The 24,618-nt window shown below is 63.4% G+C and carries 19 protein-coding genes; 10 read left to right on the top strand and 9 right to left on the bottom strand.

The window, feature by feature from the left end; genetic code table 11:
- Positions 1-56: 56 nt before the first annotated feature.
- The 6 genes from PQR40_RS20355 to PQR40_RS20330 are packed head-to-tail and all read right to left on the bottom strand — an operon-like array spanning position 57 to position 8,075.
- A complete protein-coding gene (locus PQR40_RS20355; RefSeq protein ID WP_408509741.1) occupies positions 57-1,214 on the bottom strand; it encodes a glycosyltransferase family 4 protein in 1,158 nt (385 codons plus the stop codon).
- On the bottom strand, positions 1,211-3,616 hold the full coding sequence (locus tag PQR40_RS20350; protein WP_408509740.1) for an NHL repeat-containing protein: 2,406 nt from the start codon (positions 3,614-3,616) through the stop codon (positions 1,211-1,213). Before PQR40_RS20350 ends, PQR40_RS20355 begins: the two co-directional genes overlap by 4 nt.
- A gap of 13 nt (positions 3,617-3,629) precedes the next feature.
- Positions 3,630-4,784, bottom strand: a complete 1,155-nt coding sequence (locus PQR40_RS20345) for a glycosyltransferase family 4 protein (protein WP_408509739.1) — start codon at positions 4,782-4,784, stop codon at positions 3,630-3,632.
- A complete protein-coding gene (locus PQR40_RS20340) occupies positions 4,781-5,959 on the bottom strand; it encodes a glycosyltransferase family 4 protein (protein ID WP_408509738.1) in 1,179 nt (392 codons plus the stop codon). Before PQR40_RS20340 ends, PQR40_RS20345 begins: the two co-directional genes overlap by 4 nt.
- Before the next feature lie 26 nt (positions 5,960-5,985).
- Complete coding sequence (locus PQR40_RS20335) at positions 5,986-7,542, bottom strand: O-antigen ligase family protein (protein ID WP_408393624.1); 1,557 nt, start codon at positions 7,540-7,542, stop codon at positions 5,986-5,988.
- Positions 7,542-8,075 carry a GNAT family N-acetyltransferase gene (locus PQR40_RS20330; RefSeq protein WP_408393626.1) on the bottom strand — a complete coding sequence of 178 codons (534 nt, stop codon included), beginning with the start codon at positions 8,073-8,075 and terminating at the stop codon, positions 7,542-7,544. Before PQR40_RS20330 ends, PQR40_RS20335 begins: the two co-directional genes overlap by 1 nt.
- A gap of 370 nt (positions 8,076-8,445) precedes the next feature.
- Here PQR40_RS20330 and PQR40_RS20325 point away from each other — a divergent pair, with 370 nt between their 5' ends.
- From PQR40_RS20325 to PQR40_RS20280, 10 genes are all read left to right on the top strand, one after another.
- On the top strand, positions 8,446-8,697 hold the full coding sequence (locus PQR40_RS20325; protein ID WP_408235441.1) for an acyl carrier protein: 252 nt from the start codon (positions 8,446-8,448) through the stop codon (positions 8,695-8,697).
- Positions 8,694-9,992, top strand: a complete 1,299-nt coding sequence (locus PQR40_RS20320) for an acyl-CoA dehydrogenase family protein (protein ID WP_408484089.1) — start codon at positions 8,694-8,696, stop codon at positions 9,990-9,992. The genes PQR40_RS20325 and PQR40_RS20320 overlap by 4 nt, the downstream gene beginning before the upstream one ends.
- Before the next feature lies 1 nt (position 9,993).
- Positions 9,994-11,076 carry an amino acid--[acyl-carrier-protein] ligase gene (locus PQR40_RS20315; RefSeq protein WP_408235435.1) on the top strand — a complete coding sequence of 361 codons (1,083 nt, stop codon included), beginning with the start codon at positions 9,994-9,996 and terminating at the stop codon, positions 11,074-11,076.
- Complete coding sequence (locus PQR40_RS20310; RefSeq protein ID WP_408235432.1) at positions 11,073-12,134, top strand: DUF1839 family protein; 1,062 nt, start codon at positions 11,073-11,075, stop codon at positions 12,132-12,134. The genes PQR40_RS20315 and PQR40_RS20310 overlap by 4 nt, the downstream gene beginning before the upstream one ends.
- Positions 12,135-12,164: 30 nt before the next feature.
- The gene (locus PQR40_RS20305) at positions 12,165-14,795 is read left to right on the top strand and encodes a glycosyl hydrolase 2 galactose-binding domain-containing protein (protein WP_408509737.1); all 2,631 of its coding nucleotides are present in this window, start codon (positions 12,165-12,167) and stop codon (positions 14,793-14,795) included.
- Between the two features lie 630 nt (positions 14,796-15,425).
- Positions 15,426-16,160, top strand: coding sequence for a Crp/Fnr family transcriptional regulator (locus PQR40_RS20300; RefSeq protein ID WP_408235426.1), 735 nt, complete (start codon positions 15,426-15,428; stop codon positions 16,158-16,160).
- Positions 16,161-16,204: 44 nt separating this feature from the next.
- On the top strand, positions 16,205-17,590 hold the full coding sequence (locus tag PQR40_RS20295) for an undecaprenyl-phosphate glucose phosphotransferase (protein ID WP_408235424.1): 1,386 nt from the start codon (positions 16,205-16,207) through the stop codon (positions 17,588-17,590).
- Positions 17,591-17,592: 2 nt separating this feature from the next.
- Positions 17,593-18,546, top strand: coding sequence for a glycosyltransferase family 2 protein (locus tag PQR40_RS20290; protein WP_408235421.1), 954 nt, complete (start codon positions 17,593-17,595; stop codon positions 18,544-18,546).
- A 37-nt stretch (positions 18,547-18,583) separates the two neighbouring features.
- Positions 18,584-19,780, top strand: a complete 1,197-nt coding sequence (locus PQR40_RS20285) for a polysaccharide biosynthesis/export family protein (RefSeq protein ID WP_408235418.1) — start codon at positions 18,584-18,586, stop codon at positions 19,778-19,780.
- A gap of 26 nt (positions 19,781-19,806) precedes the next feature.
- Positions 19,807-22,197 (top strand): polysaccharide biosynthesis tyrosine autokinase, encoded by a 2,391-nt coding sequence (locus PQR40_RS20280; RefSeq protein ID WP_408509736.1) that lies wholly within the window; start codon positions 19,807-19,809, stop codon positions 22,195-22,197.
- Positions 22,198-22,298: 101 nt separating this feature from the next.
- On the opposite strand, the gene PQR40_RS20275 is transcribed toward PQR40_RS20280, so the two are convergent.
- From PQR40_RS20275 to PQR40_RS20265, 3 genes are all read right to left on the bottom strand, one after another.
- Entirely contained in the window at positions 22,299-22,721 is a 423-nt protein-coding gene (locus tag PQR40_RS20275; RefSeq protein WP_408211543.1) for a helix-turn-helix domain-containing protein, read from the bottom strand.
- Positions 22,718-23,017, bottom strand: coding sequence for a type II toxin-antitoxin system HigB family toxin (locus PQR40_RS20270; RefSeq protein ID WP_408235412.1), 300 nt, complete (start codon positions 23,015-23,017; stop codon positions 22,718-22,720). Before PQR40_RS20270 ends, PQR40_RS20275 begins: the two co-directional genes overlap by 4 nt.
- Positions 23,018-23,275: 258 nt before the next feature.
- Positions 23,276-24,493, bottom strand: coding sequence for a glycosyltransferase family 4 protein (locus tag PQR40_RS20265; protein ID WP_408235409.1), 1,218 nt, complete (start codon positions 24,491-24,493; stop codon positions 23,276-23,278).
- Positions 24,494-24,618: the final 125 nt, after the last annotated feature.

Here is a 24,618-nt window from a genome sequence, read left to right as displayed (position 1 = left end):
GACCGCCTCACCGTCTGTTCGCCGGTGTTTCCCGGCGTCACGCCTCCCCTTGCGCGTCATAACGTCGTCTTCCCGGAGACAGCGTCCCGTACTGCGATTTCAGGCGCGGCCAGGGTGGCCGTGGTGGCGATCGTGGCAAAGCGGCGCGGCTGGCGGCTGGCGAGCGCATGCTCATAAACCAGCTGGTAATCCTCTCTCACGCGTTGCACGCTGAATCTCTCGCAGTTTTGCCGCGAACGCGCCATCAGCGCGGCATGGGCAACACGATCGGTCAGGAGCAGGCCAAGCGCCTGCGCAAGCTCAACCGGATTCGCGGGCGGCACCAGCAGACCGGCTTCGCCGTCATCGAGCATCTCCGGAATGCCGCCCACCTGAGTCCCGACAATCGCACGCCCCGCCTCGCGGGCTTCGCACAACACCAGAGCACCCGGCTCAGCGTGCGAAGCCAGAGTAAAAACGTCGGCTTGAGCAAGATAGGCACGCGGATCAGCAACGAAGCCCGTAAAGTGCGCATGCTCCGCCACGCCGAGTTGCTGGGCCAGTGTTTCCATCGCGACGCGATCGGGCCCATCGCCGACCAGATACAGCACCGCGTCAGGCACACGCTCGCGCAGCAGCGCGAAAGCCTGCAGCAAATCGCGGATACCCTTGCGTTCGTACATGCCCGCCACCGTGACGATGCACGGATGGGCCAGTTGCGGTTCGCAAGGCACCGGTGTGCTGGCGAGACGCGGCGTGCCGATCGTCCCATTGCCGACGACAGCGAGACGTGCGCGTGATATGCCGCGTCGCGCCATCGCTACCGCCACGGCCTCGCTGACCGCCACGACACGATCGCCCACGCCCATGAGCGTCGCACTTTTCTGAAACTCGTTGTGTACCGTGGTGACCAGCGCGAAACGCCGCGGCAGGAAGCTCAAGCGTGCAATCAGCGCGCCGGTGATCATGTGTGCGTGCACGACGTCGGGGTCGTACCTCGCGACCAGCCGGTGAAAGCCGGCTACCATCGCCGGTACGCGCGACGGCCGTGGCGATTGCGCGAGCAGCACGTGACGCACGCCCTGCTGCGCCAGCAAACCCTCGTGGCCGCCACCCGCCGACGCCACCGTCACGTCGTGGCCGGCACGCGCCTGCATACAGGCGAGGTCGACCATCATGTTGACGATGCCATTGCCGACGTTCTGTGCATGGTTGGCTAGATGAATAATCTTCATGGGATCTGTGCAGTATCCGTTGAGTGAGGAGCGGCAACCGCTGGCGGCGCCGTCTGTGGCGTGAAGCGATACATCAAGGCTTTGCCGTGTGCGTCTTCCTCGACCAGCACGAGGTATTCGCCCGACGCAAGGCGATGAGCGGTAAGCGGCATCGGCACATCGATCCAGCCGCTCGTCGAGCCGACTTCCTTGCCCGGTTCGAGCCGGCCCACATCGCGGCCGGTGGCCCGGTCGTAGACACGCACGATCGCGCTTCGGGTTTCGATGGCAAACACGTAATCACCCGCCACTGCGAAGCCGCTGATCGACGACCAGTCGGGCGCGCCGCGATCGGGCAAGCCGATGATGTAGCGCAGCAGTGGCTTGCCGTTCTTCCAGTGGTCGTAACGCGCCAGTTGCGAACCCGCGCTATTCCAGTTGTCCTGAATGAATGGATGCGCCGGCGTCGACCCGGAGACGAACATCGTGTCGTCGGCGGGGAAGTAATTCAGGCGCGCAATGCGGTAGAACGGCGCGGGCGGCGGATACTGCCGCATCGCTGTATAGCGGTAGACCGGATTGCCAACCCGGTCGAAACCCTGCAGCGGAAACGAGCGGATTCCCTGCGACTCAGTGCCCTGCCAGATATCGCCCTGGCTGTCGACCCACCACGCGCGCATCTGCGGCGCGTCGGTGCTGCCGGTGTTCTGGTCGAACGCGCCGGAGGAAAAGTCACCCTTGCCGCTCGCGTCGCGCCAGATCCATTCGCCTTGCGCCGGCTGGTTGGGCGGCCACGCGCCGTCGATGTGCGACTGCGAAAAGAGACCCGAAGGAATCGCCGTCTCGCGATCGGCGGTAAAGCGGTAGATGCGCAGAAACGACGAGTACATGTCCGTCGTATAGAGCAGCCGGTGTCCGCGAACATCACGCACGAGCGGCATGCCGCGCTGACCACCCAGGTACAGATGAAAGTACGGATCGTAGGGATAGCGAAAACGGTCGGCGGTGTAGCCGGCGTAAGACCATTCCTCGCCGGCAGGGCGTGTCAGGTCGAGTGTGAAACGCTTGCTGCCGCTATAGACCGAGGGCGGCTCGCCATCGACGAACTGCGCCCCATCGACGAACAACAGCCCTTGCAGACTGAAGCGCTGCTTGCCATCGGGCGCATAGCTCTCAATCAGCGCACCGTCGTAGGTGCTCAGACCGGTGCCGATGGGACGCGGTCCCGCGCCGTTCATCGACACATAAATGTTGCCGGCCCGGTCCACGCCTACGCCGGTCAATCCATTGAAGCGCCGCGGCCCCGGCGCACCGGCGCGGCCCGCATAAATGCCGCCCTCTTCTCCAAAACTCGCCGACAGTTGCATGCCCGCTCCCGGCTGCGCCGTGCGGGATGCCGTTACGCCAGGGTTCGCTGGATTCGCCGTGAAAATCAGGATCTGCTGGCGCGCGCCGTTGTCGGCGATCAGCAGCCGTCCGCGTGTGTCGACCGTCAGATCCGCGGGCACCACACCACGCGGCAATGCGAGCTCTCCAAGACGCGCGCCATCGCGTGCCCGGTGGACCACACGTTCGGCGCCATCGGTGCGGCTGTTCTCGACGATCCACAGCGAGCCATCGGGCGCGAGCGCGAGGCGCCCCGGTTCGTGGACCGGGAAACTGCCGACCGCCTGCATCGTTTGGGCATCGAAAATCTGAATGCGGTTGTCTCGCTGATTCGATACGAAGAGCCGCGTCTCGTCGGCGGCGAGTCCGCGGATCGCGTAATCCTCCTTGCTCGAAAAAGTCGAGACCAGCAGAAACGCCAACCGGCTACCGCCCGGCCAGCTCACCTGACCGGCGAACGGCACGCCGTCGCGGATATCGGCGCGGCTACGGCGAGCGACGCCGCTCCACTGCTCGCCCTCGCGCGGCATGCGCCGGTGTTGGGCCATCTCGTTGCCGAGACTGACAACCGTTTGCGCGACGAACACGTATTCGTCGTTCACGGCGATTGCGTCGCCGCCCATCATGCCCCAGCCGTGCGACTCGCCACCGTAGCGAACCAGTTGACCGTTACGGTACTGGCCGATCTCGCCGCCGCCTTCGTCCCAGGGCGCATTCGTGAAGACGTCGCCATCAGGCGTGGCAGCGAGCGCCTGCACATCGATCTGCATCCAGCGATGGTCCGCGTAGCCCCAGGTATTGCCAATCCACGACGTGCGGTACGACAGAGACGGATGCGCGACCGCCGCGCGCGCTTCGGCCGCGGGCTTGCCGGCAGACGCCACGAAGATCGCATCCGACGCGGCTCCGGCTGTCTGCGCCAGCGCAAGTGTCGCGCCGCCCCCTGGGTCGCTCGCCGCGATCAGTACGAGCACCGGTAACGCCAGAGCAGCGGCGCATACGAGGCGTTCGAAGGTTTTGCGTGCAAGACGTCGCATGATCTCTAACGCGTCAGAACGCGTCGATCGCTTCGCGGTAGACGTGCGCAACCTGCGCGGCGACTACCGGCCGGTCGAAATGCCGGCGGGCATACGCGCGGCACGCCTGCGAATCCGGCACCACGCGGCGGCCAAGCAGGACATCCGTGATGCCGTCGCCAATCGCCTTGAAGCCGCCCGAGGGCAACACCAGTTCGGCCGATAAGGGCGCCACCGCTTCCGGCAGGCCACCCACCGGTGTCACCAGCACCGGCGTGCCGGCCGCGAGCGATTCGATCGTCGTGAGCCCGAAGCCTTCGAGCGACACGGTCGGCACCACCGTCATATCGGCGGCGCGATACCAGAGCGGCACCTTGTCGTCGGGCACGTAGCCGGCGAGCCGAACGTGGCGCTCGAGCCCGCGCGCCACGATGCGCGCCTGCAATTGCGCCTCTAGCGGCCCTTTTCCGGCGATCATCAGGAGTACGTCGGGCAACACCGGCTTGACGATGGCGATCGCATCGATCAGGTCCTCGAGTCCCATGCGCGATACCAGACGCCGCATGCAGAACAGCAACGGCCGGTCCAGCGGCAAACCGAGGCGCTCACGTGCCTGCAGTTGCGTCACGCGCGTGTCGAATTGCGCGACATCGACGCAGCCAGGCACGATCCGGATGCGCTCGTCACGCACGCCATAGGTCTCGCGCAGAACCTTCCCGAACGCCTGCGATAGCACGATGTGACGCGTTCCGCCCCGGTACACGAAGCGCTCGAGCGCCACACGCATCGCGCGCGACCAGCCGCCACCGCCACCCGGATAGGACTCGGCGGCCCACGGTCCGTGAAAATGCACGACCTTCGGCACGCTTCTGAAGAGGCCTGCGGTCGGCGCGGCATAGAGCGCAAAATGCGTGGCGACGACGTCGGGCATCTTCGCCGCCCGCAGCGCACGCGACTGCCTGCGCGAGCCCCACAGGCGCGTGCCGAGCGGCGTCTCTACGCCCGCGAAGGCCAGCACGCTGCCGCCCGACGCGTCGAACACCCCTGGGGTGCCCGCCACCATCCCGCGGACATTGACCCCCTGCGCCGGCAGCGTATCGATCAGCGCCTTGAACATGCGATCGAGGCCGCCTGGCCGTTCGTTGAACCAGTGCATGCCGATCTGCAGCGAATCGATCGGCGCGCTCATAGTTCCACCGACGCGGTAGCACAACCGGCGGGCAACGATTGCGCCGTGCGCCGCGCATGCACCTGCTCGTAGAGCGACAGATAGCGCTCCGCCATGGCTTGCCAGCTCAAGGTTCCAGCGACTTCGCGCGCCGCCTGCCCCAGGCGGTGGGCGTATTCGGGATCGCTCGCGAGGCGTTCGATCGCCGCGGCAAGCGCAACCGCATCGTTGGGATCGTCGAGCACAATGCCGCTTCTGGATGAAATCACTTCAGCGCCGCCCGCGGTCCGTACGGTAATGACCGGCAATCCCGCGGCCAGTGCTTCGAGCAGCACCAGTCCCATCGGTTCGTAGCGCGAGGGAAACACGAACGCATCGACCGAACGCATCAACGCGGGCATGTCCATCACCATGTCCGTGAAGTGGACCCGTTCCGTCAGCCCGAGTGAAGCCACCAGCGCCGGATAGGGACTGTTATGCAGAATCCCCGCTACGGCGAGATGCACGTTGGCCGAGGTATGCACAAGCGCGTGCAGCACCGTGTCGAGATTTTTGCGCGACATGCGCAGGTCGCCTGCGAACAGCAGCATGAACGGCGCCGACGGCAAACCGAAGCGGGCCCGCTCAGGCGTACCGGGCGCGAATTCGTCGACATCGACGCCGTTATGAATCACTTGCAGCTGCGCCGGTGCGATGCCCAGCGCGCGCACCTCGGCGGCGACCGTGTGCGACACCGGCACGATGACCTCCGCATGCCTGAATGCCCATTTTTCGCAACCGATGTTCAACAGCGTGTAGATGACCTGATACGCATCGTAGAAGCTGCGTAACAGGCGAAACGGATAGAAACCGCAGCGATACCAGCCGTCATGAACGAAGTGCGCCGCATTGATATCGGCGCGCGCCCATGCAATGAAACCGTTCACGTGAATCACATCGAACTCCTGACGATGTGAACGGATCCACGCACCGCAACGCCACGCGAACATCTGGTACTGGGCGAGTTTGCCCGGCAACCTGCTTTCGCCAATCGGCACGAAGCACACGCGCGGGTGCTGCACCAGTTCAGGCGCAGCACCCGCGGCGAGCAGCGTCACGGAATGACCGGCCGCGAGCGCCGCCAGTACGATCTCGTAGTTGACGCGCCCTTGCCCATCGTTCTTGCGCACGACATGAGTGACGATCAAAATCCGCATCCGGGTGTCCTTCATCTGGATATCTTTTAGGGTCGTGCCGGGGCCGCGGCGATCACGCTGTGGCGTTCACGCGCGTAGCGCAGCGAAATCACCGGCAGGGTCACGCCGATAAAGAAAAACATGCCCGACACCGCGGTCAGCGTGTTAATGAAAACCATCATCGAGAAAATCGCCACGGCCACGCCGACGCCGGAGATCGCCAGCAGATCAGTCGGGTGCTGGCGGCTCGCGCGATACGCGCGCCACAGCAGCATGACGATGCCGGTGGTGTAGAGCAGCGTGCCTGGCCACCCCATCACGTAGGGCACCTCCATCAGGCCGCTGTCGAAGTTGAGCATCGCCTGTGCGCCCGTGTCGTCGGAGAGCTTGCTGCCAAGGCCGATCGTGCCGAGCCCCTGGCCGGCGATATCGGTTAGTGCCGACGACATGAATGATTTGTAGAATTCCGCGCGCGCCTGGTAGCTGTCGTCCTGAGCGAGATCCTGAATCGAGCTCAACCGCTGCGTCACCGGCTCCGCAACCTGATCGATCATCATCAGCGGCGCAGCCACCACGGCCAGCCCGAGTACTGCCGCGACCAGCCGCATGCGGCTTTTACCATCGAGCATGGCGAAGGAATACACCAGCGCGATCGCAAAACCACCCCACGTGCTGCGCGCGCTGGTGAGCAGCAGCACGGGAACCCCTACGCATCCGAGTACGATGCGCGCTTTACCGCGCGCGGCCAGCGACATCAGCAGAATCGTCATGAGCGTGACCGCGAACGGCCCGCACGAATTCATCGTGCTGCTCACACGCATGCCGAACGGCACCGGCTGCCCCTCGGACAGCATCTTCGAAGAGATCAGCCAGAAGGCGTCCCACGGCATCGGCGAAACGAACTCGAGCAAACCGTACACACTCATCAGGAGTCCGCCATAGACAAAGGTCTTCAGCAGAACCCGGTGATAGTCCGGATAGTGGCGCCACGTCACAGTGAGATAAAACGCCACCATCACGGGATACAGCCAGTTGATGAGCGTAAACGTCGCCGCCGCCGGACCGACCTGCGCCATACCGACCACAAAGGCATAGAGAAGCGCGATCACGATCAACACCAGCGGCGCCGCACGGCGCTGCCCCAGCAACGACACATGCTTGAGCAAGGTCAGGCCGGTGAGCGCGACGGCGAGCAGCGTCGCCACCATGATGGGACTCTGCGGATTGAACGTGCCGTTGACGAAGTCCGCGAGGCGCCGCACTTCCGGCGTCAGAAAAAACAGCCAGCAGACAAAACCGATGTAATGCGCGGGCGAGCGCCGATACAACACCAGCGCCACGCCGAACGCACCGAGAGGATAGAAATACTCGACCAGCCTGCCTTGATGCAGAAGGATCAAGGCCAAGGTCGCGGCAAACAGGAGCACCGGCAAGATCAGCGGATGACGCAAGCCTTTGCGCCGCGCGCGTGCTGCCTGAGTGGGACGGCCTGAACGTGGAGCCGGTTCGTCTGGCGAAAACGCCCCGCCGGGCAGAATTCGCCGCTGGCCCTGCGATGCCGGCAGTCCAGCCTGCATAGAAGGCGTGATCAGCATTCGCGCCATTACAGGAGCTCGAACGTGTTGACGAGCGCCACACCATCGCGCTCGCGGCGCCGCGTACCGAAGAGCGGCTGGCTGCCGCGCACCTGGCGCGTCAAGCCGATGAACGGCACGCCATGTTCGAGGTACGGCCCTTCCGTCTTACGAAAACCGAATTGCTCGTAGAAGTCGCGCAACCCGAGCGGAGCGCTCACGCGCGTGGCATGTCCCGGCCAACGCTCGGCGATCGCCTGCAGCACCCGTTCGAGCAAGAGTTCGGCGGTGCCGTCGCCGCGCCGCAACGGGCTGGTCAGCACCTTGTCGATGGTGATTTCCGGATCTTCGGCGTCGCCGGGTTGCAGGCGTGCGTAGGCCAGGACCGGCATGGGCCGTGCCATGTCCTCAACGGCGAAGACGTGCAGCGCGTTCTCATCGTGACCGTCGGCGTCAAGACAGACATGCGATTGCTCGACCACGAAGACCGCACTACGCGCACGCAAGATCAGATACAACTCGCGTGCCGAAAGCTGCTCGAATTCCAGCGTTTTCCAGTTCATCACGTTCCCCAGCGGTAAATAAGTTCAGCGAGCACGGCATCGCACGCCGCCCTCGACGGCCTGGCTCAACACGCCGGCCTGTTGTCATGGCTACACGGTACGTCTGCGAAACGCGCGTTTCCGTGCGCCATCGCACTGACGCTGGGCTTTGACAATTCTTAAATACGAGGCGTCGGAACACGGTGCCGCAGGAAACCGTAAAAAACGGTCTCAGGGCACCGTGCAAGCGCGGCAACGATGCGCGTCGATCCGCCACCAGACGCGCCGCGATGACGCCAAGCGCCGCGATAAACGCCAAAAACGACGATGTCCGTTCGTTTTACGACAGCAACATTCGAGAGACCGTTGACCAACAAGGGGGCACCTCAACATGAAAACCGCACTGCGACGCATCCTTTCCGAATCGGCCCGCCTCGACGTCCCGCCGGACACCCTGGCTGACGACGCCGACCTGTACGCCGCGGGCCTGTCTTCGCTCGCAACCGTGCATCTGATGCTGGCCATCGAAGATGAATTCGACATTGAAATTCCAGACCGCATGCTGACGCGCCGGTTGTTCTCCAGCATCGCTTCGATGGCCGCCGCGGTCGCCGAGCTGCAACAGGCGAAGGCGGCAGCATGAACGCCCCGTTGCTGGACACGGCCGCGGTCGCGACGCCGCTCGCCGCGACCGATGCTGCGCAACCCGCCAACGCCGCAGTCGTGCTGAGCGCGGTGGAAACCGAACCCGGCTGGCGCGCGGCGGCGCAGCGCTGCGCCGCCGTGGCCGCGCAGTTCGCCGATTCGGTGGACCGCGAAGCGCGTTTTCCCCTCGAGGCTTTCGACGCGCTCAAGCACGAACATTTGCTGTCGGCGATGGTGCCGGCCGCGTTCGGCGGCGCGGGGCTCTCGCTCGCGGATGTCGCCGCGATCTGCGACACGCTCGCGCAGGGCTGCGCCTCCACCGCGATGGTGTATGCGATGCATCAGATCCAGGTGGCCTGCATCGAGGCGCACGGCAGCGAGTCGGCGTGGCATCGGCAATTGCTCGCGCAACTCGTCGAGCATCAATGGCTACTGGCTTCGGCGACCTCCGAAGAGACCATCGGCGGCAATATGCGCACCAGCGCCTGCTCGGTCGAACTCGAAGGCGAGCCGGGCAAGCAGCGCTATCGCATCGAAAAGCTCGCGCCGACGATCTCGTACGGCGCACATGCGGACGGCATTCTGGTCACCGCGCGCCGCACCGCCGAGTCGGCCGCGGCCGACCAGGTGCTGATCGTCGCGTTACGCGAAGAAACTCAACTGGAAAAGCGCGGCGGCTGGGATTCGATGGGCATGCGCGGCACCTGCAGCGAGGGCTTCCGGCTCGTCGCCACGGGTCTCGCCGAGCAGATCCTGCCAACACCGTTCGCCGATATCGCCGATCAGACCATGCTGCCGGTCTCGCACACGCTGTGGGCCTCGGTATGGACTGGCGTCGCCAGTGACGCGGTGAATCGCGCGAAAGCTTTTTTCCGTGCGCAGGCCCGCTCGAAGCCCGGCTCGATTCCACCGGCCGGCCTGCGCCTCGCCGAAGCGGTCGGCCTTCTGCAGATGATGCAGGCACGCCTGTCGGTCGCGCTCGAAGCGGCACGCACCGCGCACCACGCGAAACACGGCGGCTGCCAGGCCGATGCGCCGCTGTCGGCCATGCTGGGGTTCGCCTCCGACATGAACACGCTGAAAACCAGCATCTCGACCACCGCGCTGCAGGTCGTGCAGGAAGTGCTGATGATCTGCGGCATGGCGGGCTACAAGAACGGCACGGAATACAGCGTGGGACGGCATCTGCGCGACCTCTATTCCGCGCCGCTGATGATCAACAACGACCGTATCGCGCAGAACACGGCGAGCCTGTTGCTCGCACAGCGTCCTGCCGCCCCGGGGAGAGCCTGACATGAACACGATGACCGATACCGCCGCGCTGGCCGCCGCAACGACCGCTGCGGCCCAGGAACAGGACCCCGCGGCGCCGACGTTCCGCGACGAACTGCTGGCCGCCGGCCTGTTGATCGATACCGGCGAAAACGGCCTGTACGGCCGCAGCCAGATTTTCGAAGACGTGGTGGAGCGTCTGAACGTGGCGATCACGCATCTCGGCGCGGACCAGCAGCCGGAAGTGCTGCGCTTTCCGCCCGCCATGCGCCGCACCGATTTCGAAGACAGCGAATACCTGAAGAGCTTCCCGAACCTGGCCGGCACGATTCACTCGTTCTGCGGCAACGACATGGGCCACCAGCGCCTGTTGCGCGCACTCGACGACGCGATGACCGAAAGCGACGACGAACGCAGCGAAGAATGGATGGCGCAGCAAAAACCAACCCGCGTGGTGCTGACGCCGGCCGCCTGCTACCCGATCTATCCGGTGATGGCGCGGCGCGGCCCCCTGCCCGCCGATGGCCGCACTATCGACGTGTTGTCGTATTGCTTCCGCCACGAACCGTCGCTGGATCCGGGCCGCATGCAGATGTTCCGGCAGCGCGAATACGTGCGCCTCGGCAACGCCGACCAGGTGATGGCGTTCCGGCAGATGTGGGTGGAACGCGGCTCGCTGCTGATTACGCTGCTGCAACTGCCGGTGGAAGTGGACCTCGCCAACGATCCGTTCTTCGGCCGCGGCGGCAAGATCGTCGCCGATAGCCAGCGTGCTCAGGCGCTCAAGTTCGAACTGCTGATTCCCGTGGCCGACCCGCGCGGCAAGACGGCGTGCCTGTCGTTCAACTATCACATGGAGCACTTCGGCGCGATCTGGAAGATTGCCTGCGAAGACGGCACGGTAGCGCATACGGGTTGCGTGGGCTTCGGCATGGAGCGCATTACGCTGGCGCTATTCCGTCATCACGGGCTCGACGTCAACGCGTGGCCGGACGACGTGCGCGCGCTACTGTGGGGCGACACGGAGGCGCGCGTGGCGCAAGGCATGCTGTCCATGCCAGCGGCTTCCACGGTGAATGCGCAGGGTGCCGGAGACAGCGTATGAATCCATCCGTGATCCCTGCGCCGAAGGGCGTGCAATCCACCTTCCCGATGCCCCGCCGGCTCGATCTGCCAGCTCCGGGCGGCGCGGCCGCGCCCATAGCACCGTTGCGCCAGCATGCGCCGCACGCGCTGCATCAAGGCGAGCGCGTCTGGCAGGAGACCAACTGCTACGTCGACCTGTGGATCGAGCTGCTGCACGGTTTCGGGCTCGATCCACGCGCGGCGTTCGGGTTCACCGTCACGCAGGATTTCGAAGGCGATCAGTTCACGTTCTTCAAATTCCCGCTCGAAGACCTCGAGCGGCTCTATGGCACCCAGGTGCAGGAACTGGCGATCTACGACTCGCTCGAAGCCCGCGTGCTCGCGCAGACCTTGCGCGGCCATACCGTGCTGGTGGAAGTGGACGGCTATTACCTGCCGAATACGCGTGCCACGTCGTATCGGCGCGAGCATCCGAAAACCACGGTGGGGATCGACTTCATCGATCCGCCTGCCCGCCGCCTCGGTTATTTTCATAACACCGGCTATCACCTGCTCGAGGGCGTTGACTACGACGGCGTGTTTCGCAAGCTGCCGCAATTCGCGCAGCAACCGGACTTGCTGTTTCCGTATGTTGAATTCGCCAAGCAGACGCGGCCCGCGCTGGAAGGCACGGCGCTCGCCGAAGCATCGGCGGAATTGTTGTGCGCGCATCTGGGCCGACGGCCGCTGACCAATCCGATCTCGCAGTGGCGCGCGGCGTTTCCCGCGCATCTCGAGACGCTGCTCGAACGCGGCGAGGCGTTCTTCCATCCGTACTCGTTCAACCTGATGCGGCAGCTCGGCGCGAACTTCGAGTTTCTCTCGAAGTATCTGCTGTGGCTGTCGGCACAAGGCTTCGAGGTGCCGGCGTCGATCCCGGCGGCCGCGCAGAGTATCGCGTCGGAGTCGATGGTGATGCAGTTCCGGCTCGTGCGGGCCATCACGCGCGGGCGCCGCGATTCGTGTGAAGACTGCTTCGATGTGCTCGAAAGTGCCTATGAAAAGACGCTGCCGCCACTCGCCGCGCTTGTGCTGTGACGCGCTCGTTTCGAGCTTCAGGAAATCGCCGTGGATGCGCTGACGACTGATCTGGTACCGGATGAAGACGAGTCGCTTCCGGCAGCGTTCGCTGAGACGGCTGCCGAAGCTGCCGAAGCTGCCGGCATTATCACGGCCGTTGCAGCGGCCAACGCTATACCCCAGGACCTCTGGCCGCAGCAACTCGACGCGGGGTGGCAGTGCATCAGCACGCCGGCCGGTGCATGCGCGTCGCCCGCCGACTTACCCGCGCAAGGCTGGCTCGCCGCGCCCGTACCCGGTACGGTGGCGAGCGCGCGCCGTGCCGCGGGCCTGCTGGACATAGCGAATCCGCCGCCGCTCGCCTTCGACGATCACTGGTACCGGCTCACGCTGACCGGCACAGGCAAACGCCGCTTGCGCCTGCACGGCCTCGCGACTCTCACCGAAGTCTGGTTCGACGGCGTCAGGCGCCTCGACTCCGATTCGATGTTCGTCGCGCACGATCTCGACATCGAACTGCTCGGCAGTGCGACACTCGCGCTGTGCTTTCGCTCGCTGACTCCGGCGCTGGCGGCAAAACGCTCACGTGCCCGCTGGCGGCCACGGCTCGTTACACCGTCCACCTTGCGCAACGTGCGCACCACCCTGCTCGGCCATATGCCCGGATGGTGTCCGTCAGTACAGGCAGTCGGCCCATGGCGGCCAATTGAATTGTTGAGTGACGCGCCGCACGCATTCGACACGATTGATCTGACAAGCCGCCTCGACGACGAGGACGGCGTTGTTTCGCTCACGCTACATTTCGTTCATCCGCACAACGTCGACACGTGTGCGGCCTCGTTGAATTGCGGCGGCTTTGTTTCGTCTTTGCAATGGTGCGATGCATATACACTGACCGGCAGCGTCTGTGTCCCGCATGCCAAACGCTGGTGGCCGCACACGCACGGCAATCCCACTTTATATCCTCTGACGTTGCAGCTTGATGACGAGCGCGCGACTTCCCATCCATTGGGATCGATCGGCTTTCGCAGCATCGAAGTGGATCACGGCGCGGACGGCGCGGGCTTCGCATTGCGCGTAAATGGCACGCCGGTGTTTTGCCGCGGCGCCTGCTGGACCAGTGCGGATCTCGTCACGCTCACCGGCACCGAGACGCAACTGCGCCACACTTTCGCGCTCGCCCGCGATGCGGGAATGAACATGCTGCGCGTAGGCGGCACGATGGTGTACGAGTCCGACACCTTCTACGCACTCGCTGACGAATACGGTCTGCTCATCTGGCAAGACTTTGCGTTGGCGAATTTCGACTACCCGAACGATGCCGCCTTCAGCGCTTCCATCGAGCGCGAAGCGACGCAATTTCTGACCCGCACGCGGCGCTTTGCCTCGCTCGCGGTACTGTGCGGCGGCAGCGAAGTCGACCAGCAGGCCGCCATGCTCGGCCTGCCCGCTTCGATGCGCGCGCAACCAGTATTTACCGAACAGCTACCCGCTATCGCCGCGCGCGAGCGGTCAGACATACCGTATGTGAGCAACTCGCCCTCAGGCGGCGCGTGGCCGTTTTCAACTAATGAGGGCATCACGCACTACTACGGTGTGGGCGCCTATCAACGCCCGCTCGACGACGTGCGCCGCTCGCTGGTACGGTTCGCCGCCGAATGCCTCGCGTTCGCCAACGTGCCCGACGATGCCACCTTGCACGATGCGCTCGGCACGATCCATCTGCATGACCCGCGCTGGAAAGCGGCCGTACCGCGTGACCCCGGCGCCGGCTGGGATTTCGACGACGTGCGCGACCATTATCTTCAGACGCTCTACGGTGTCGAGCCGGCGCAGCTGCGTTACGAAGACCCTGAGCGCTATCTGGATCTGTCACGCGCGGTGGTCGCCGAGCTGATGAGCGACGCGTTCGCCGAATGGCGGCGCGCCGGTTCGACGTGCGGCGGCGCGCTGGTCTGGCAGCTCCAGGATCTGCGCCCCGGCGCAGGCTGGGGCTTGATCGACGCCACAGGACGGCCTAAAAGCGCCCTGCACGGGCTCGCACGCGCGCTGCAACCCATCCAGATGCTCATGACTGACGAAGGCCTCAACGGCCTCGATATTCATTTGCTGAACGAACGTGCGGAACCATTGCTCGCGCAACTGGACCTGGTCTGCCTGCGCGACGGTAGCGTCAAGGTAGCGTCGGCTAGCCGCGCAGTCGAACTGGCGCCGCGCAGCACGCGGCGTATCGGCGCGGCGGAGTGCCTCGGCCAGTTCTTCGACTTCACGCACGCATACCGCTTCGGCCCGCGTGCCCACGACGTCACAATTGCGACACTGCGCGATCCGGCGAGCGGCCGGATCATTTCTGAAGCGGTTCATCTGCCGCAGCGGCGTGCCGGCGAGCGCCACGACCTCGGCCTGACAGTCCGTGCCGAGCGCACAGCCGACGGCTGGCAACTGATCATCGAAGCGAAGCGCTTTGCGCGCTTCGTTCATATCATTGACACGCATTACCGTGCCGCACTCGACTGGTTTCATCTGCCGCCCGACCGCCCTTGTGCCGTGCCGCTCATCGCCATTGAGAAACTCGTTGTGCACGCATCTAACGCAGCGTTTAAAGCTGACGCAACATGCGAGGCACCCGCCGGCGAAGTGCGCGCGATCAATGCGATATCCGCCACCTTCTACGGTTAACTGTCGCCCCTGAACGAGCTACCCCCTCGCAAGCCGCATAAAACCTCGCGCTGCGCGAATCCGCCTGTCTGGTCTACAGAATCACTGTTGGTTTTTTTACGACTTCCCGATCGTCAAAACGGACGCTTCGTACGGGACCGTACGCAACGTATAGAACACATCTGAATCAATTCCGGCACACCTTGGACGGCCCCCAACAACGCGCGCACAAGGGCTATTTCATCTCTGAGACACCCTCTGCAAAGATATGCTGCTCCGCCGCTAACCCAATCCGATCAAGGACTTGGCTCGAATAAAAATACCCTTCGAAGAAGGTACGCGTTAAGCAGGCGTTGTACAGAATTGAAACAAAAAGCCACGTTTGGCTTCGCGCGCCGCTGAGGCCTCGTTCGTTGCGCCGCACCAGCACTCGTTTCCCCTATGGCTGGCACGCTCCTCGCTAAAGAGAAAGTGCAACATCGCGTCGCCGCAACGATATCTACAAAGACGGCTGCGACGCATCAGGCCAATACGGGGCCGTTCCTGTTCATCCCTCGCTGCTCGCCAGGCAGCACGTCGTTTATTCAAGGATGCGGGCATCGGATCAAAAACACGAAGTCACGCTGCGCGCGGCTTCAGCGAGGACCGATCATGTTGACACTTCAATCAGATCTGCACGGCAACCATTTGCTCGGCGCATTGCCGTCACACGAATGGCAAGCTCTTGCCCCTCATCTCGAACTGGTTCACCTGCGCAACGAGCAGTTGCTGTGCGATTCAGGTCAACGCATCCATCACGTCTACTTCCCGACCACTGCGATCATCTCCATGCTCTCGACGATGGAAGACGGCAGCTCCGTCGAAATCGCCGCGGTCGGCCGCGAAGGCATGACCGGCGTGCCGGTGCTGACCGGCGGCGAAACCATGCCGAACCGCGTGCAGGTGCAATGCGCCGGCTTCGCCTACCGGATGAGCGCACAGGCACTCAAGCAGCAATTCGCACGCTCTGACTTCCTGCGCCGCCTGATGCTGCTGTATATGCACGCTCTGCTCACGCAAGTCGCACAAACCGCCGCCTGCAATCGCCACCACGCGCTGAACAAGCAGTTGTGCCGGTGGCTGCTGATCGAAGTGGACCGCGTGGCATCGAACGAGCTGACGGTCACCCAGCAACTGATCGCCGACATGCTCGGCGTGCGCCGCGAAGGCATTACGGAAGCGGCCGGCAAGTTGCATGACGAAGGCCTGATTCATCACAGCCGCGGCCACATCAGGATCCTCGATCGCAAAGGTCTTGAAGCTCGCGCCTGTGAATGCTACGGCCTCGTCAAGCGCGAATTCGACCGCCTGCTGCCGCGCCTGCGCCAGGCTGAAACGGTCGAGTAAGCAGTCAACCAAGGCTGCATCGTTCGATTACAGGGTAGATCATCATGTTCAGGAATACTGCGCGATGTCTCGACGCACTCTTTGTGATTGCGGGCGGGCTGCTCGCTCACGGAATGCGCTTTTCGACGCCGATTGCATTGTCGGACACCGAGCGTCTTCTGATCGCCTTCAACTGCGTACTCGTGCTGCTGATGTTTCCCGGCTTCGGCGTGTATGAAACGTGGCGCGGCAAGGCGCTGCCTTCCATGCTGTTGAGAGTTGCCGCCGCGTGGCTGGTGGTGGTCGCCACCGCCCTCGTGCTGGCGTTTACCTTGCACCGCATGGATGCCGTTTCGCGGCTGTGGTTCGGTTACTCGACGCTGATCTCCGGCGTGCTGATCATCCTCACCAAGTGCCTCGTGCATGTGGCGCTGCGCAGCGTGCGCCGGCGCGGCATGAACTTCCGCACGGTGGCGATCGTCGGCGCGCCTGGTTTTTCGCGCACACTGCTCGCGCATCTGGACCGTGCGCCGCAAGCCGGCTTCAAGCCGGTCTGCGTCTTCGACACCAGTATCGAAGCGGCCGGCACGTACGGCGTGCGCCTCAATCGCCTGCCGGTGCTGACCGATCTGAATGCGTTCGCCGCCAAGGTGCGCGAAGAGCATGTGAACGAAGTGTGGCTCGCGTTGCCGCTCTCGGAAGAACATACGATCTATCGCTTCACGCGTATGTTCAGACATGACTTCGTGAATTTGCGCTTCATCCCCGATGTACGCAGCCTCTCGCTGTTCAACCACGCGCTGGTCGATGTCGTCGGTTTACCGACGCTCAATCTGAGCGCCACGCCCGTCTCGCCGCCGCAGATGTGGCCGAAGCTGATTTTCGACCGCCTGTTCGCCGCGGCCGCGCTGCTGGCGCTCGCGCCCGTGTTCATCGTGCTCGCGATCGCCATCAAGCTGGGCTCGCCAGGGCCGGTGTTCTTTCGCCAGACCCGCAAAGGCGTGGATGGCCAGCCGTTCGCGATCTACAAGTTCCGTTCGATGACCGTGCACCACGAAGCGCACGGCCAGGTCACGCAGGCCGCGCGCAATGATGTGCGCATCACGAAACTCGGCGGCTTCATGCGCCGCACCAGTCTCGACGAACTGCCGCAATTCCTGAACGTGCTGCTCGGCCAGATGTCGGTGGTCGGCCCACGTCCCCATGCCGTTGAACACGACGATCTCTACAAGGATCAGGTGTACGGCTATATGAACCGCTACCGGATCAAGCCGGGCATTACCGGCTGGGCGCAGGTGAACGGCTATCGCGGCGCCACCACCAAAGTCGAAAAGATGGAGACGCGTGTCAAGTTCGATCTCTTCTACATCCATAACTGGTCGTTCTGGTTCGACATGAAGATCGTGTTCGTCACGATTTTCAAGGGTTTCGTCGGCCGCAACGCATTCTGACCATGCCACTCCGGGAACCGTTTGTGAAAGTCTCCGTGATCGTGCCGACGTACCGGCGCACCGCCGACCTCGCACGCTGCCTCGCGGCACTCGATGCGCAGGAGCGCCGCGCCGACGAAGTGATCGTGATCGCCCGCCACGACGATTACGCGACACTCGACTGGCTGCGCACGCGCGAAACGAACCGGCCCGACCCGCGCCGCTGGATCGTGCTGGTGCACAAACCGGGCGTGGTGGCGGCCTATAACCTCGGTGTCGACAGCGCCAGCGGCGACGTGCTCTGCTTCACCGACGACGACGCCGCGCCGCATTCCGACTGGATCGCGCGGATCGCCCGCGCATTCGAAAACGATCCGGCGCTCGGCGGTCTGGGCGGACGCGACATCGTGCATGAACGCAATGGCATTCTCCAGGGGCAGAAACCAAGCGTGGGCCTCGTGCGCTGGTATGGCCGGACCATCGGCAATCATCATATCGGCCACGGCGCGGCCCGCGAAGTGCAGGTGCTCAAGGGCGTCAACATGGCGTTTCGCCGCGAGGCGATCGGCACGCTGCGCTTCGACGCCCGCCTGCGCGGCACCGGCGCGCAGGTTCACTGCGAGATGGCCTTCAGTCTGGACGTGCAGCGGCGCGGCTGGACCCTGATTTATGACCCGTCACTGCTGGTGGAGCATTTCCCGGCCCAGCGCAGCGACGAAGACCAGCGCTTCACATTTAACGACGCCGCTTTCTATAACGCGTCATTCAATCTCCGACTCATCATGTGCGAATACCTGACGCCACCCGGCCGATGGGCGTTCGTCGTTTACTCGACGCTGATCGGCGATCGCGCGGACCCGGGGTTCCTGCGCGCATTGTCGTTGGCATTCGAGCGCGGCGGCGTGGCACTCGCGCTTCGCAAATGGAGAGTGGGTTTACGCGCAATGCGCGGGGCATGGCAGGAGGCGGCGCGCTGATCGATCAGCGCGCTACTTCACGCGAGGGACCACCAAAATGACTATCAAAACAATTGCCGCAGGGCTCGCGGCCGCATCTCTATGCGCCTGTTCACTGGCGCCCGGACCCTATCTCGACACCAAGCGGCTGGAGCCGCCTGCTCCGCCGGAGCAAACCGCGGAGAAGTTTCCGGTGCACACGATCGACGTCGGGTATTTTCGCCAGCAACGCGCGGCCGCCGTACCGGCTGTCTGCCCGCTGTCGTGCCTGACGGCGAAGACCCGTGGCGCTTACGACTACCGGCTCGGCATCGGCGACCAGTTGAGCATCATCGTGTGGGATCACCCGGAACTGACCGGTGGCGGCACGGGCGTGAATATGCCTCCGCTTCCTTCCGCCAGCAGCGGCTCAACGCCTTCGCCTGGCCCTACGCAGACGCAAGGCGCGACACCGATCGCGCCGACGCTGACGGGCGGCGGAGAAGGCGGACTAACCGTGCGGGTTGCCAATAACGGCACGATCTTCTTCCCACGCGTAGGCCGCATCAAGGTGGTCGGCATGACCGCGCAGCAGGTCCAGGAATCGCTAACGAAGGGGCTCTCGAAGACGATTCGCAATCCTCAGCTGGACGTGCGCGTGTCGGGCTTCAACAGTCAGTCGGTGCAGGTGACCGGCAATCTGCGCACACCCGCCTCCGAAGCGATTACCGATACGCCGCTGACCGTGCTCGATGCGATCAATCGCGCGGGCGGCGCGCTGCCCGACGCGGATCTGCAGAACGTCGGCGTGACCCGCGACGGCAAGCGCTACACGGTCGATGTCGCCTCACTGCTCGAAACCGGCGATCCGCAACAGAACGTTTTGCTGAAAGACGGCGACATCATCGATGTGCCGGATCGCTCAAACAGCCGTGTCTTCGTGCTCGGCGAAGTGAACAAGCCGACCTCGCTGCCGATGAACCGCGGCCGCCTGACGCTCGCCGATGCGCTCACCGGCGCCGGCAGCCTCGATGTCAAAACCGGCGATCCGCGTTTTGTTTACGTGGTGCGCGGCGCCGACAAGACGCTCACGCCCGACGTCTATCAGCTCGACATGACCCAGGTCGACGCGTTGATGCTGATGACCAAGTTCGAATTACAGCCGAAGGATGTGGTGTACGTACAGGTCTCGAGCGCAGCACGCTTTAACCGTGCACTCGAACAGATCACGCCGACCCTGCAGTCCATCTTCTACACGGTGCAGTTGGGCCGGTAAAAAAACGCACGCAACGGAGTATCCCTATGAGTACGTACGACATGCTGGACCACGGACCCGCGCCCAGCAGCGACGAGGATGCGGTGATGCGCGACTTGCTGCGCATGATCATGGATCAGATCTGGTGGGTGATCGGCATTGCCGGCTGCGTGATTCTCGCTGCGGTGATCTACACGAAGATCGCCACGCCAATCTATTCCGCCGACGCGCTGCTTCAGGTCGACGCACAGACCAACGGCATCGGCTCGCAAAGTCAGAGCGCGCTGTCGCTTATGCCGTCGATTGGCCCGATGCGCACCGAGGCGGAAATCGAAATCATCAAGAGCCGCGCGGTGGTCGAGCCGGTGGTCGAGCAGTTCAAGCTGAACTTCAGCACGTCTGCGAAGACCATGCCGGTGCTTGGCAAGATTTCGTCGTGGTTCGCGCATCCGGGCCGTCCGCTCGGCGCCGCGTTCGGCATGAATTCGTATGCGTGGGGCGGTGAGGAATTCGAGGTCGGATCGATTACGGTGCCGAAATCACTGGAAGGCGCACGCCTGACACTACGCGTGCTCGATTACGGCCGCTATGAAGTGACCGACTCGTTCGGAACGCAGATCCTCACTGGCGTGGCGGGTCAGCAAGCGAGCGGCAACGACGTCACGCTGTTCGTCAAAACACTGGTGGCCCGTCCCGGCACCGAGTTCTATGTGACGCGCTTCAACCAGCTGGACGCGGTCGCCGGGCTCTCATCCGGATTGCAGGTAGGCGAAAAAGGACGCGACACCGGCGTCGTTCAATTGTCATACATGGGCCCGGATCCGCACGCGATCACGGCGATCACCAATGCGGTGGCGGCGTCGTATCTGGCGCAACGCACCGAACGCGCGCAGGAAGAAGCGAGCCACATGCTGAGCTTCCTGAATAGCGAATTGCCACGTCTGCGCGCCGAGGTGAAGAAAACCGAGACCGCATTATCGGAGTATCAGTCTAAAGCCGGTTCGTTCCAGCCGACTCAGGAAGCAGGCGTCTATCTCGCCGGGGGTCTCGACTACGAAAAGCAGATTGCAACGCTACGCATCCAGCGCGCGCAACTACTGCAGCGCTTCACCGAAGAGAGCCCGGAGGTGCAGCAGGTGGACGCGCAACTGGCGGCGATGTCGCGCGAAAAGGCTCGTTTCGAAGATCACTTCAGCACCCTGCCGAGCTCCGAACGCAACGCGCTCTCCTTGCAACGCGACGCGAAGGTTGCCGAGGAAATCTATGTGGCGCTGCTGAACAAAACCCAGGAGCTGTCGATTTCGCGTGCCGGTACGATCGGCAACGTGCATATCATCGACGAAGCCTTGCTGCCGTCCCAGCCGGTGCGGCCCAAGTCTGTTCTGATCATTTCGGCTGGCACGCTGCTAGGCGTCATCGCGGGCATTCTGTTCGCGTTCTGCCGTCGCACGTTCTTTACCGGCGTGGCCGATCCCGAGTTCGTCGAGCGACGTTTCCAGTTGCCGATCTTTGGCTCGATCGCCTTCAGCCCGGAGCAGGCTCGTAGCGACCGGCAGTTGAGCGCAGCACGCGCCGCGGCGCTCCCCAGCCCAAGGTCGACACCGACCGAAGTGTCGGCGCAGTCGTCGGGCATGACGCGAATACTTCGGCCTGGTTCGGTGCCGGGTAGCCACGACAGGGTGCAGGTCGGTACGCAAACTGTCGTTGCGTCGCACAAGACACCCATGCGGCCGCTGCTGGTGAAGACCCATCCGTACGACTCAACGGTGGAGAGCCTGCGCGGATTGCGCGCCACGCTGCAATTCGGCCTGATCGATGCGCCCAACCGCATCGTAGCGATCACAAGCCCGGCACCCTCGGACGGCAAAAGCTTTCTGTGCGCCAATCTGGCTGCTCTGATTGCGGAATCGGGCAAACGCGTGCTGCTGATCGATGCCGATCTGCGGCGCGGCCGCCTCGCGCAGTATCTCGGCCGCTCACCCAATGGTGGCCTGACCGAACTGCTGACGGGTCAGGTTGATCTTGAAGTCGCGGCTCGCGCTACGGGCGTAGATGGCTTGCACTTCATCGCAACGGGCGCTTATCCGCCGAATCCTTCGGAAATTCTGACGTCGGCGCGCTTCGGTGAGATCCTCGCGCGCTTCGAGCAGGAGTTCGATCTGGTGATCGTCGATACCCCGCCGCTGCTAGCGGTGGCCGATGCGGCGGTGATTGCCCATATTGCCGGTTCGACGGTGCTGGTGATGCGGGCCGGCGCTCATACAGAGGGCCAGGTGGCCGAGGCACTGAAGAAGCTGCGGCGCGCACGAGCCCGGGTGGTGGGCGGCGTGATGAACGCGGTGCCGCTCAAGAGCCACAACAAGAACGGCACGTACGACTATGCGTATGCGTACACCTACTCCGCCAGCGATCCGCTCGATACTCACGGACCACGATAGATCGGATTAAAGGCTGGTCAAAGAAAAAGGGCTGTGCCGGATCGAGGCACAGCCCTTTTGCATTGGTGTGAGGTTCAGGCGTATAGAACGCGGCGACGCTCTTACAGAAACGCGCTGACATCGGTACGAAAACGCACGGCCAGCGCCTTCGCCACCTTTTTGCTGATGGCGCGCCGGCCTGCGAGGATATCGCTCACCACGGTGGGCGATGCGATACCGATCAGATCCTTCTGCTTGAGCCCGTGCGTCTCCAGCAGATGCCGCAACACCTCGCGTGGCTCCGCTTTCGGGATCGTCACGTTGTGCGCTTCCCAGCTTTCGATCAGGTCGGTGACGATCGCGAACAGATCGGCCAGCGGATCCTCCTCGTTACCGTTCAGGTGATCGGCGAGCGCGTTGGCGAGCCGCACCATCTTCTGATAATCCTGCTCGTTGCGAATGGGCGTGATCGGCAACTGGCTTTGCAGTGCAGCCCAGGTTTGAGCGATGTCGGGAAAGGCTCCCGGAAGGCGATCGGCATTCATGAGTTTAAATTCTTCCTCGTCCAAAGGTCGTATTCCGCATGCGTCAATACATGACGAACGAACAACGACTGCCTGTTGTAGTGAATCGCCGCGACGATCCGGAACCGGTTGCCGCCTACATCGAAAACGGTGTATTGCGGTGACACGTAGTCCACGCCCGCGAACGTCTGCTTCAGGTCGTTATAGCCATACGCGAGGCAAGCCTGCGCCAGTGAGTACCACGTCAACAACGCACTGCGCGCCTCCGGATGTCGCTTTATAAAGTCCAGCAATACTTTCTTCGAAATGACCCGCATCGGATTTCCTCACACGTACACGCGCACTGAACATGCACGCTCTACCTGTAAGGCTAAAGGGATGGGATCGACACCGATAGCCAGCCGGACGGCATAGTCCGAACAGCTAGCAACGTCTTGCTGCAGTAAGACAAAATCCATTTTATTCGCATATCGAGAAGTTCGCAATATGCGAATATAGAGATATTCGATTGTGCTTTGAGACCCTTTCGCGAACTCACGCCACCCGTGTCACGACTGCACTCGAACTCGCCGGCGTCAGCGTCCCCAACTGCCGCCCTGCACGCGTTCGGCGGGCCACGCGAGGTCTTCGGCGACCAGATCGTCTTCGATCCGCTCGACCGCCGCCACCCGCAGACGCCAACCCGACGCCGCGATCGTGCGCGTCACCTCGGCCATGAAGGCGCGCCGGAAAACCGCCGCGGAAAAACGCTCGGCATTCGCGCGGCATGCCGCCGGCGTGATCTGGTCACGCTGCCGTTCGAAGCGGTCGATTGCGTCGAGCATCGACACGACTGTTTGGCGTCCGAAATACACGCCGGTAGGATGCGCCTCGCCGACCGGTATCACCGTTTCGAGCGCCCCACCCTTGCCGAACGCAATGACCGGCGTGCCGCACGCCTGCGCTTCGAGTGCGACGATGCCGAAGTCTTCTTCGGCGGCGAACACGAAGGCGCGCGCGCGTTGCAGATGATCCTTGAGAACCTTGAACGGCTGATAGCCGAGGATCGTCACATTCGGACCAGCCTTGGCGCGAATCGCAGCCATCTCGGGGCCATCGCCAATCACGATCAGCTTGCGGTGCGGCGTGGCGTTGAAGGTTTCGACGATCAGATCGATGCGCTTGTACGGCACCATCCGCGAGGCGGTCAGATAGAAGTCGTCCTTGTGCGTGCACAGTTCGAATTTGTGCACGTCGACGGGAGGCGGAATGACCGCGGCATCACGCCGGTAAGTCTTCATCACGCGCCGCGCAACGAATTGCGAATTCGCGATCAGCCGGTCGACACTGTTCGCCGAGTGCGAATCCCAGCCGCGCAGATAATGAAGCAACGCACGCACGGCCCATGACTTCGGCCCGCGCGTCAGCTTCGCTTCGCGCAAATACTGGTGTTGCAGATCCCACGCGTAGCGCATTGGCGAATGCACGTAGCTCACGTGCGTCTGATCGGGGCCGATCAGCACACCCTTGGCGACTGCGTAGGAACTCGTGATGACGAGGTCGTAACCCGAGAGATCGAACTGCTCGATCGCCAGCGGCATCAACGGCAGATACGCGCGATAGCGACGCCGCGCAAACGGCAGGTGCTGGATGAACGACGTCGTGACAGGTTTGCCGCCAACAGGTCCGCGATCCTCGAGAAAATCGACGAGACTGAAGAGATCGGCATCGGGGAAGCACTCGATGATCTGTTCGAGCACTTTCTCGGCGCCGCCGGGTGCGACGAGCCAGTCGTGCACGATCGCCACTTTCATGATCTCCCCACCTATTAGTAAACGACCCATGGCCATAGCAACGAGTGTATGTGCCACATCATTTACGTTGCGTGCGTATGCCCACATTCGACGCGTGACAGTCCGCGAATAATGAGGACTCGCTA

Origin of the sequence: Paraburkholderia sediminicola (assembly GCF_046026855.1) — a bacterium.
GTDB lineage: Bacteria > Pseudomonadota > Gammaproteobacteria > Burkholderiales > Burkholderiaceae > Paraburkholderia > Paraburkholderia sediminicola_A.
The sequence above is the reverse complement of the archived record's forward strand: the minus strand, read 5'-3'. Positions and strand labels throughout refer to the sequence as shown.

Bases quoted from the DNA above. Each gene is read 5' to 3' on its own strand.
- PQR40_RS20355 (WP_408509741.1), bottom strand. From the start codon at position 1,214: ATGAAGATTATTCATCTAGCCAACCATGCACAGAACGTCGGCAATGGC.
- PQR40_RS20350 (WP_408509740.1), bottom strand. From the start codon at position 3,616: ATGCGACGTCTTGCACGCAAAACCTTCGAACGCCTCGTATGCGCCGCT.
- PQR40_RS20345 (WP_408509739.1), bottom strand. From the start codon at position 4,784: ATGAGCGCGCCGATCGATTCGCTGCAGATCGGCATGCACTGGTTCAAC.
- PQR40_RS20340 (WP_408509738.1), bottom strand. From the start codon at position 5,959: ATGCGGATTTTGATCGTCACTCATGTCGTGCGCAAGAACGATGGGCAA.
- PQR40_RS20335 (WP_408393624.1), bottom strand. From the start codon at position 7,542: ATGGCGCGAATGCTGATCACGCCTTCTATGCAGGCTGGACTGCCGGCA.
- PQR40_RS20330 (WP_408393626.1), bottom strand. From the start codon at position 8,075: ATGAACTGGAAAACGCTGGAATTCGAGCAGCTTTCGGCACGCGAGTTG.
- PQR40_RS20325 (WP_408235441.1), top strand. From the start codon at position 8,446: ATGAAAACCGCACTGCGACGCATCCTTTCCGAATCGGCCCGCCTCGAC.
- PQR40_RS20320 (WP_408484089.1), top strand. From the start codon at position 8,694: ATGAACGCCCCGTTGCTGGACACGGCCGCGGTCGCGACGCCGCTCGCC.
- PQR40_RS20315 (WP_408235435.1), top strand. From the start codon at position 9,994: ATGAACACGATGACCGATACCGCCGCGCTGGCCGCCGCAACGACCGCT.
- PQR40_RS20310 (WP_408235432.1), top strand. From the start codon at position 11,073: ATGAATCCATCCGTGATCCCTGCGCCGAAGGGCGTGCAATCCACCTTC.
- PQR40_RS20300 (WP_408235426.1), top strand. From the start codon at position 15,426: ATGTTGACACTTCAATCAGATCTGCACGGCAACCATTTGCTCGGCGCA.
- PQR40_RS20295 (WP_408235424.1), top strand. From the start codon at position 16,205: ATGTTCAGGAATACTGCGCGATGTCTCGACGCACTCTTTGTGATTGCG.
- PQR40_RS20290 (WP_408235421.1), top strand. From the start codon at position 17,593: ATGCCACTCCGGGAACCGTTTGTGAAAGTCTCCGTGATCGTGCCGACG.
- PQR40_RS20285 (WP_408235418.1), top strand. From the start codon at position 18,584: ATGACTATCAAAACAATTGCCGCAGGGCTCGCGGCCGCATCTCTATGC.
- PQR40_RS20280 (WP_408509736.1), top strand. From the start codon at position 19,807: ATGAGTACGTACGACATGCTGGACCACGGACCCGCGCCCAGCAGCGAC.
- PQR40_RS20275 (WP_408211543.1), bottom strand. From the start codon at position 22,721: ATGAATGCCGATCGCCTTCCGGGAGCCTTTCCCGACATCGCTCAAACC.
- PQR40_RS20270 (WP_408235412.1), bottom strand. From the start codon at position 23,017: ATGCGGGTCATTTCGAAGAAAGTATTGCTGGACTTTATAAAGCGACAT.
- PQR40_RS20265 (WP_408235409.1), bottom strand. From the start codon at position 24,493: ATGAAAGTGGCGATCGTGCACGACTGGCTCGTCGCACCCGGCGGCGCC.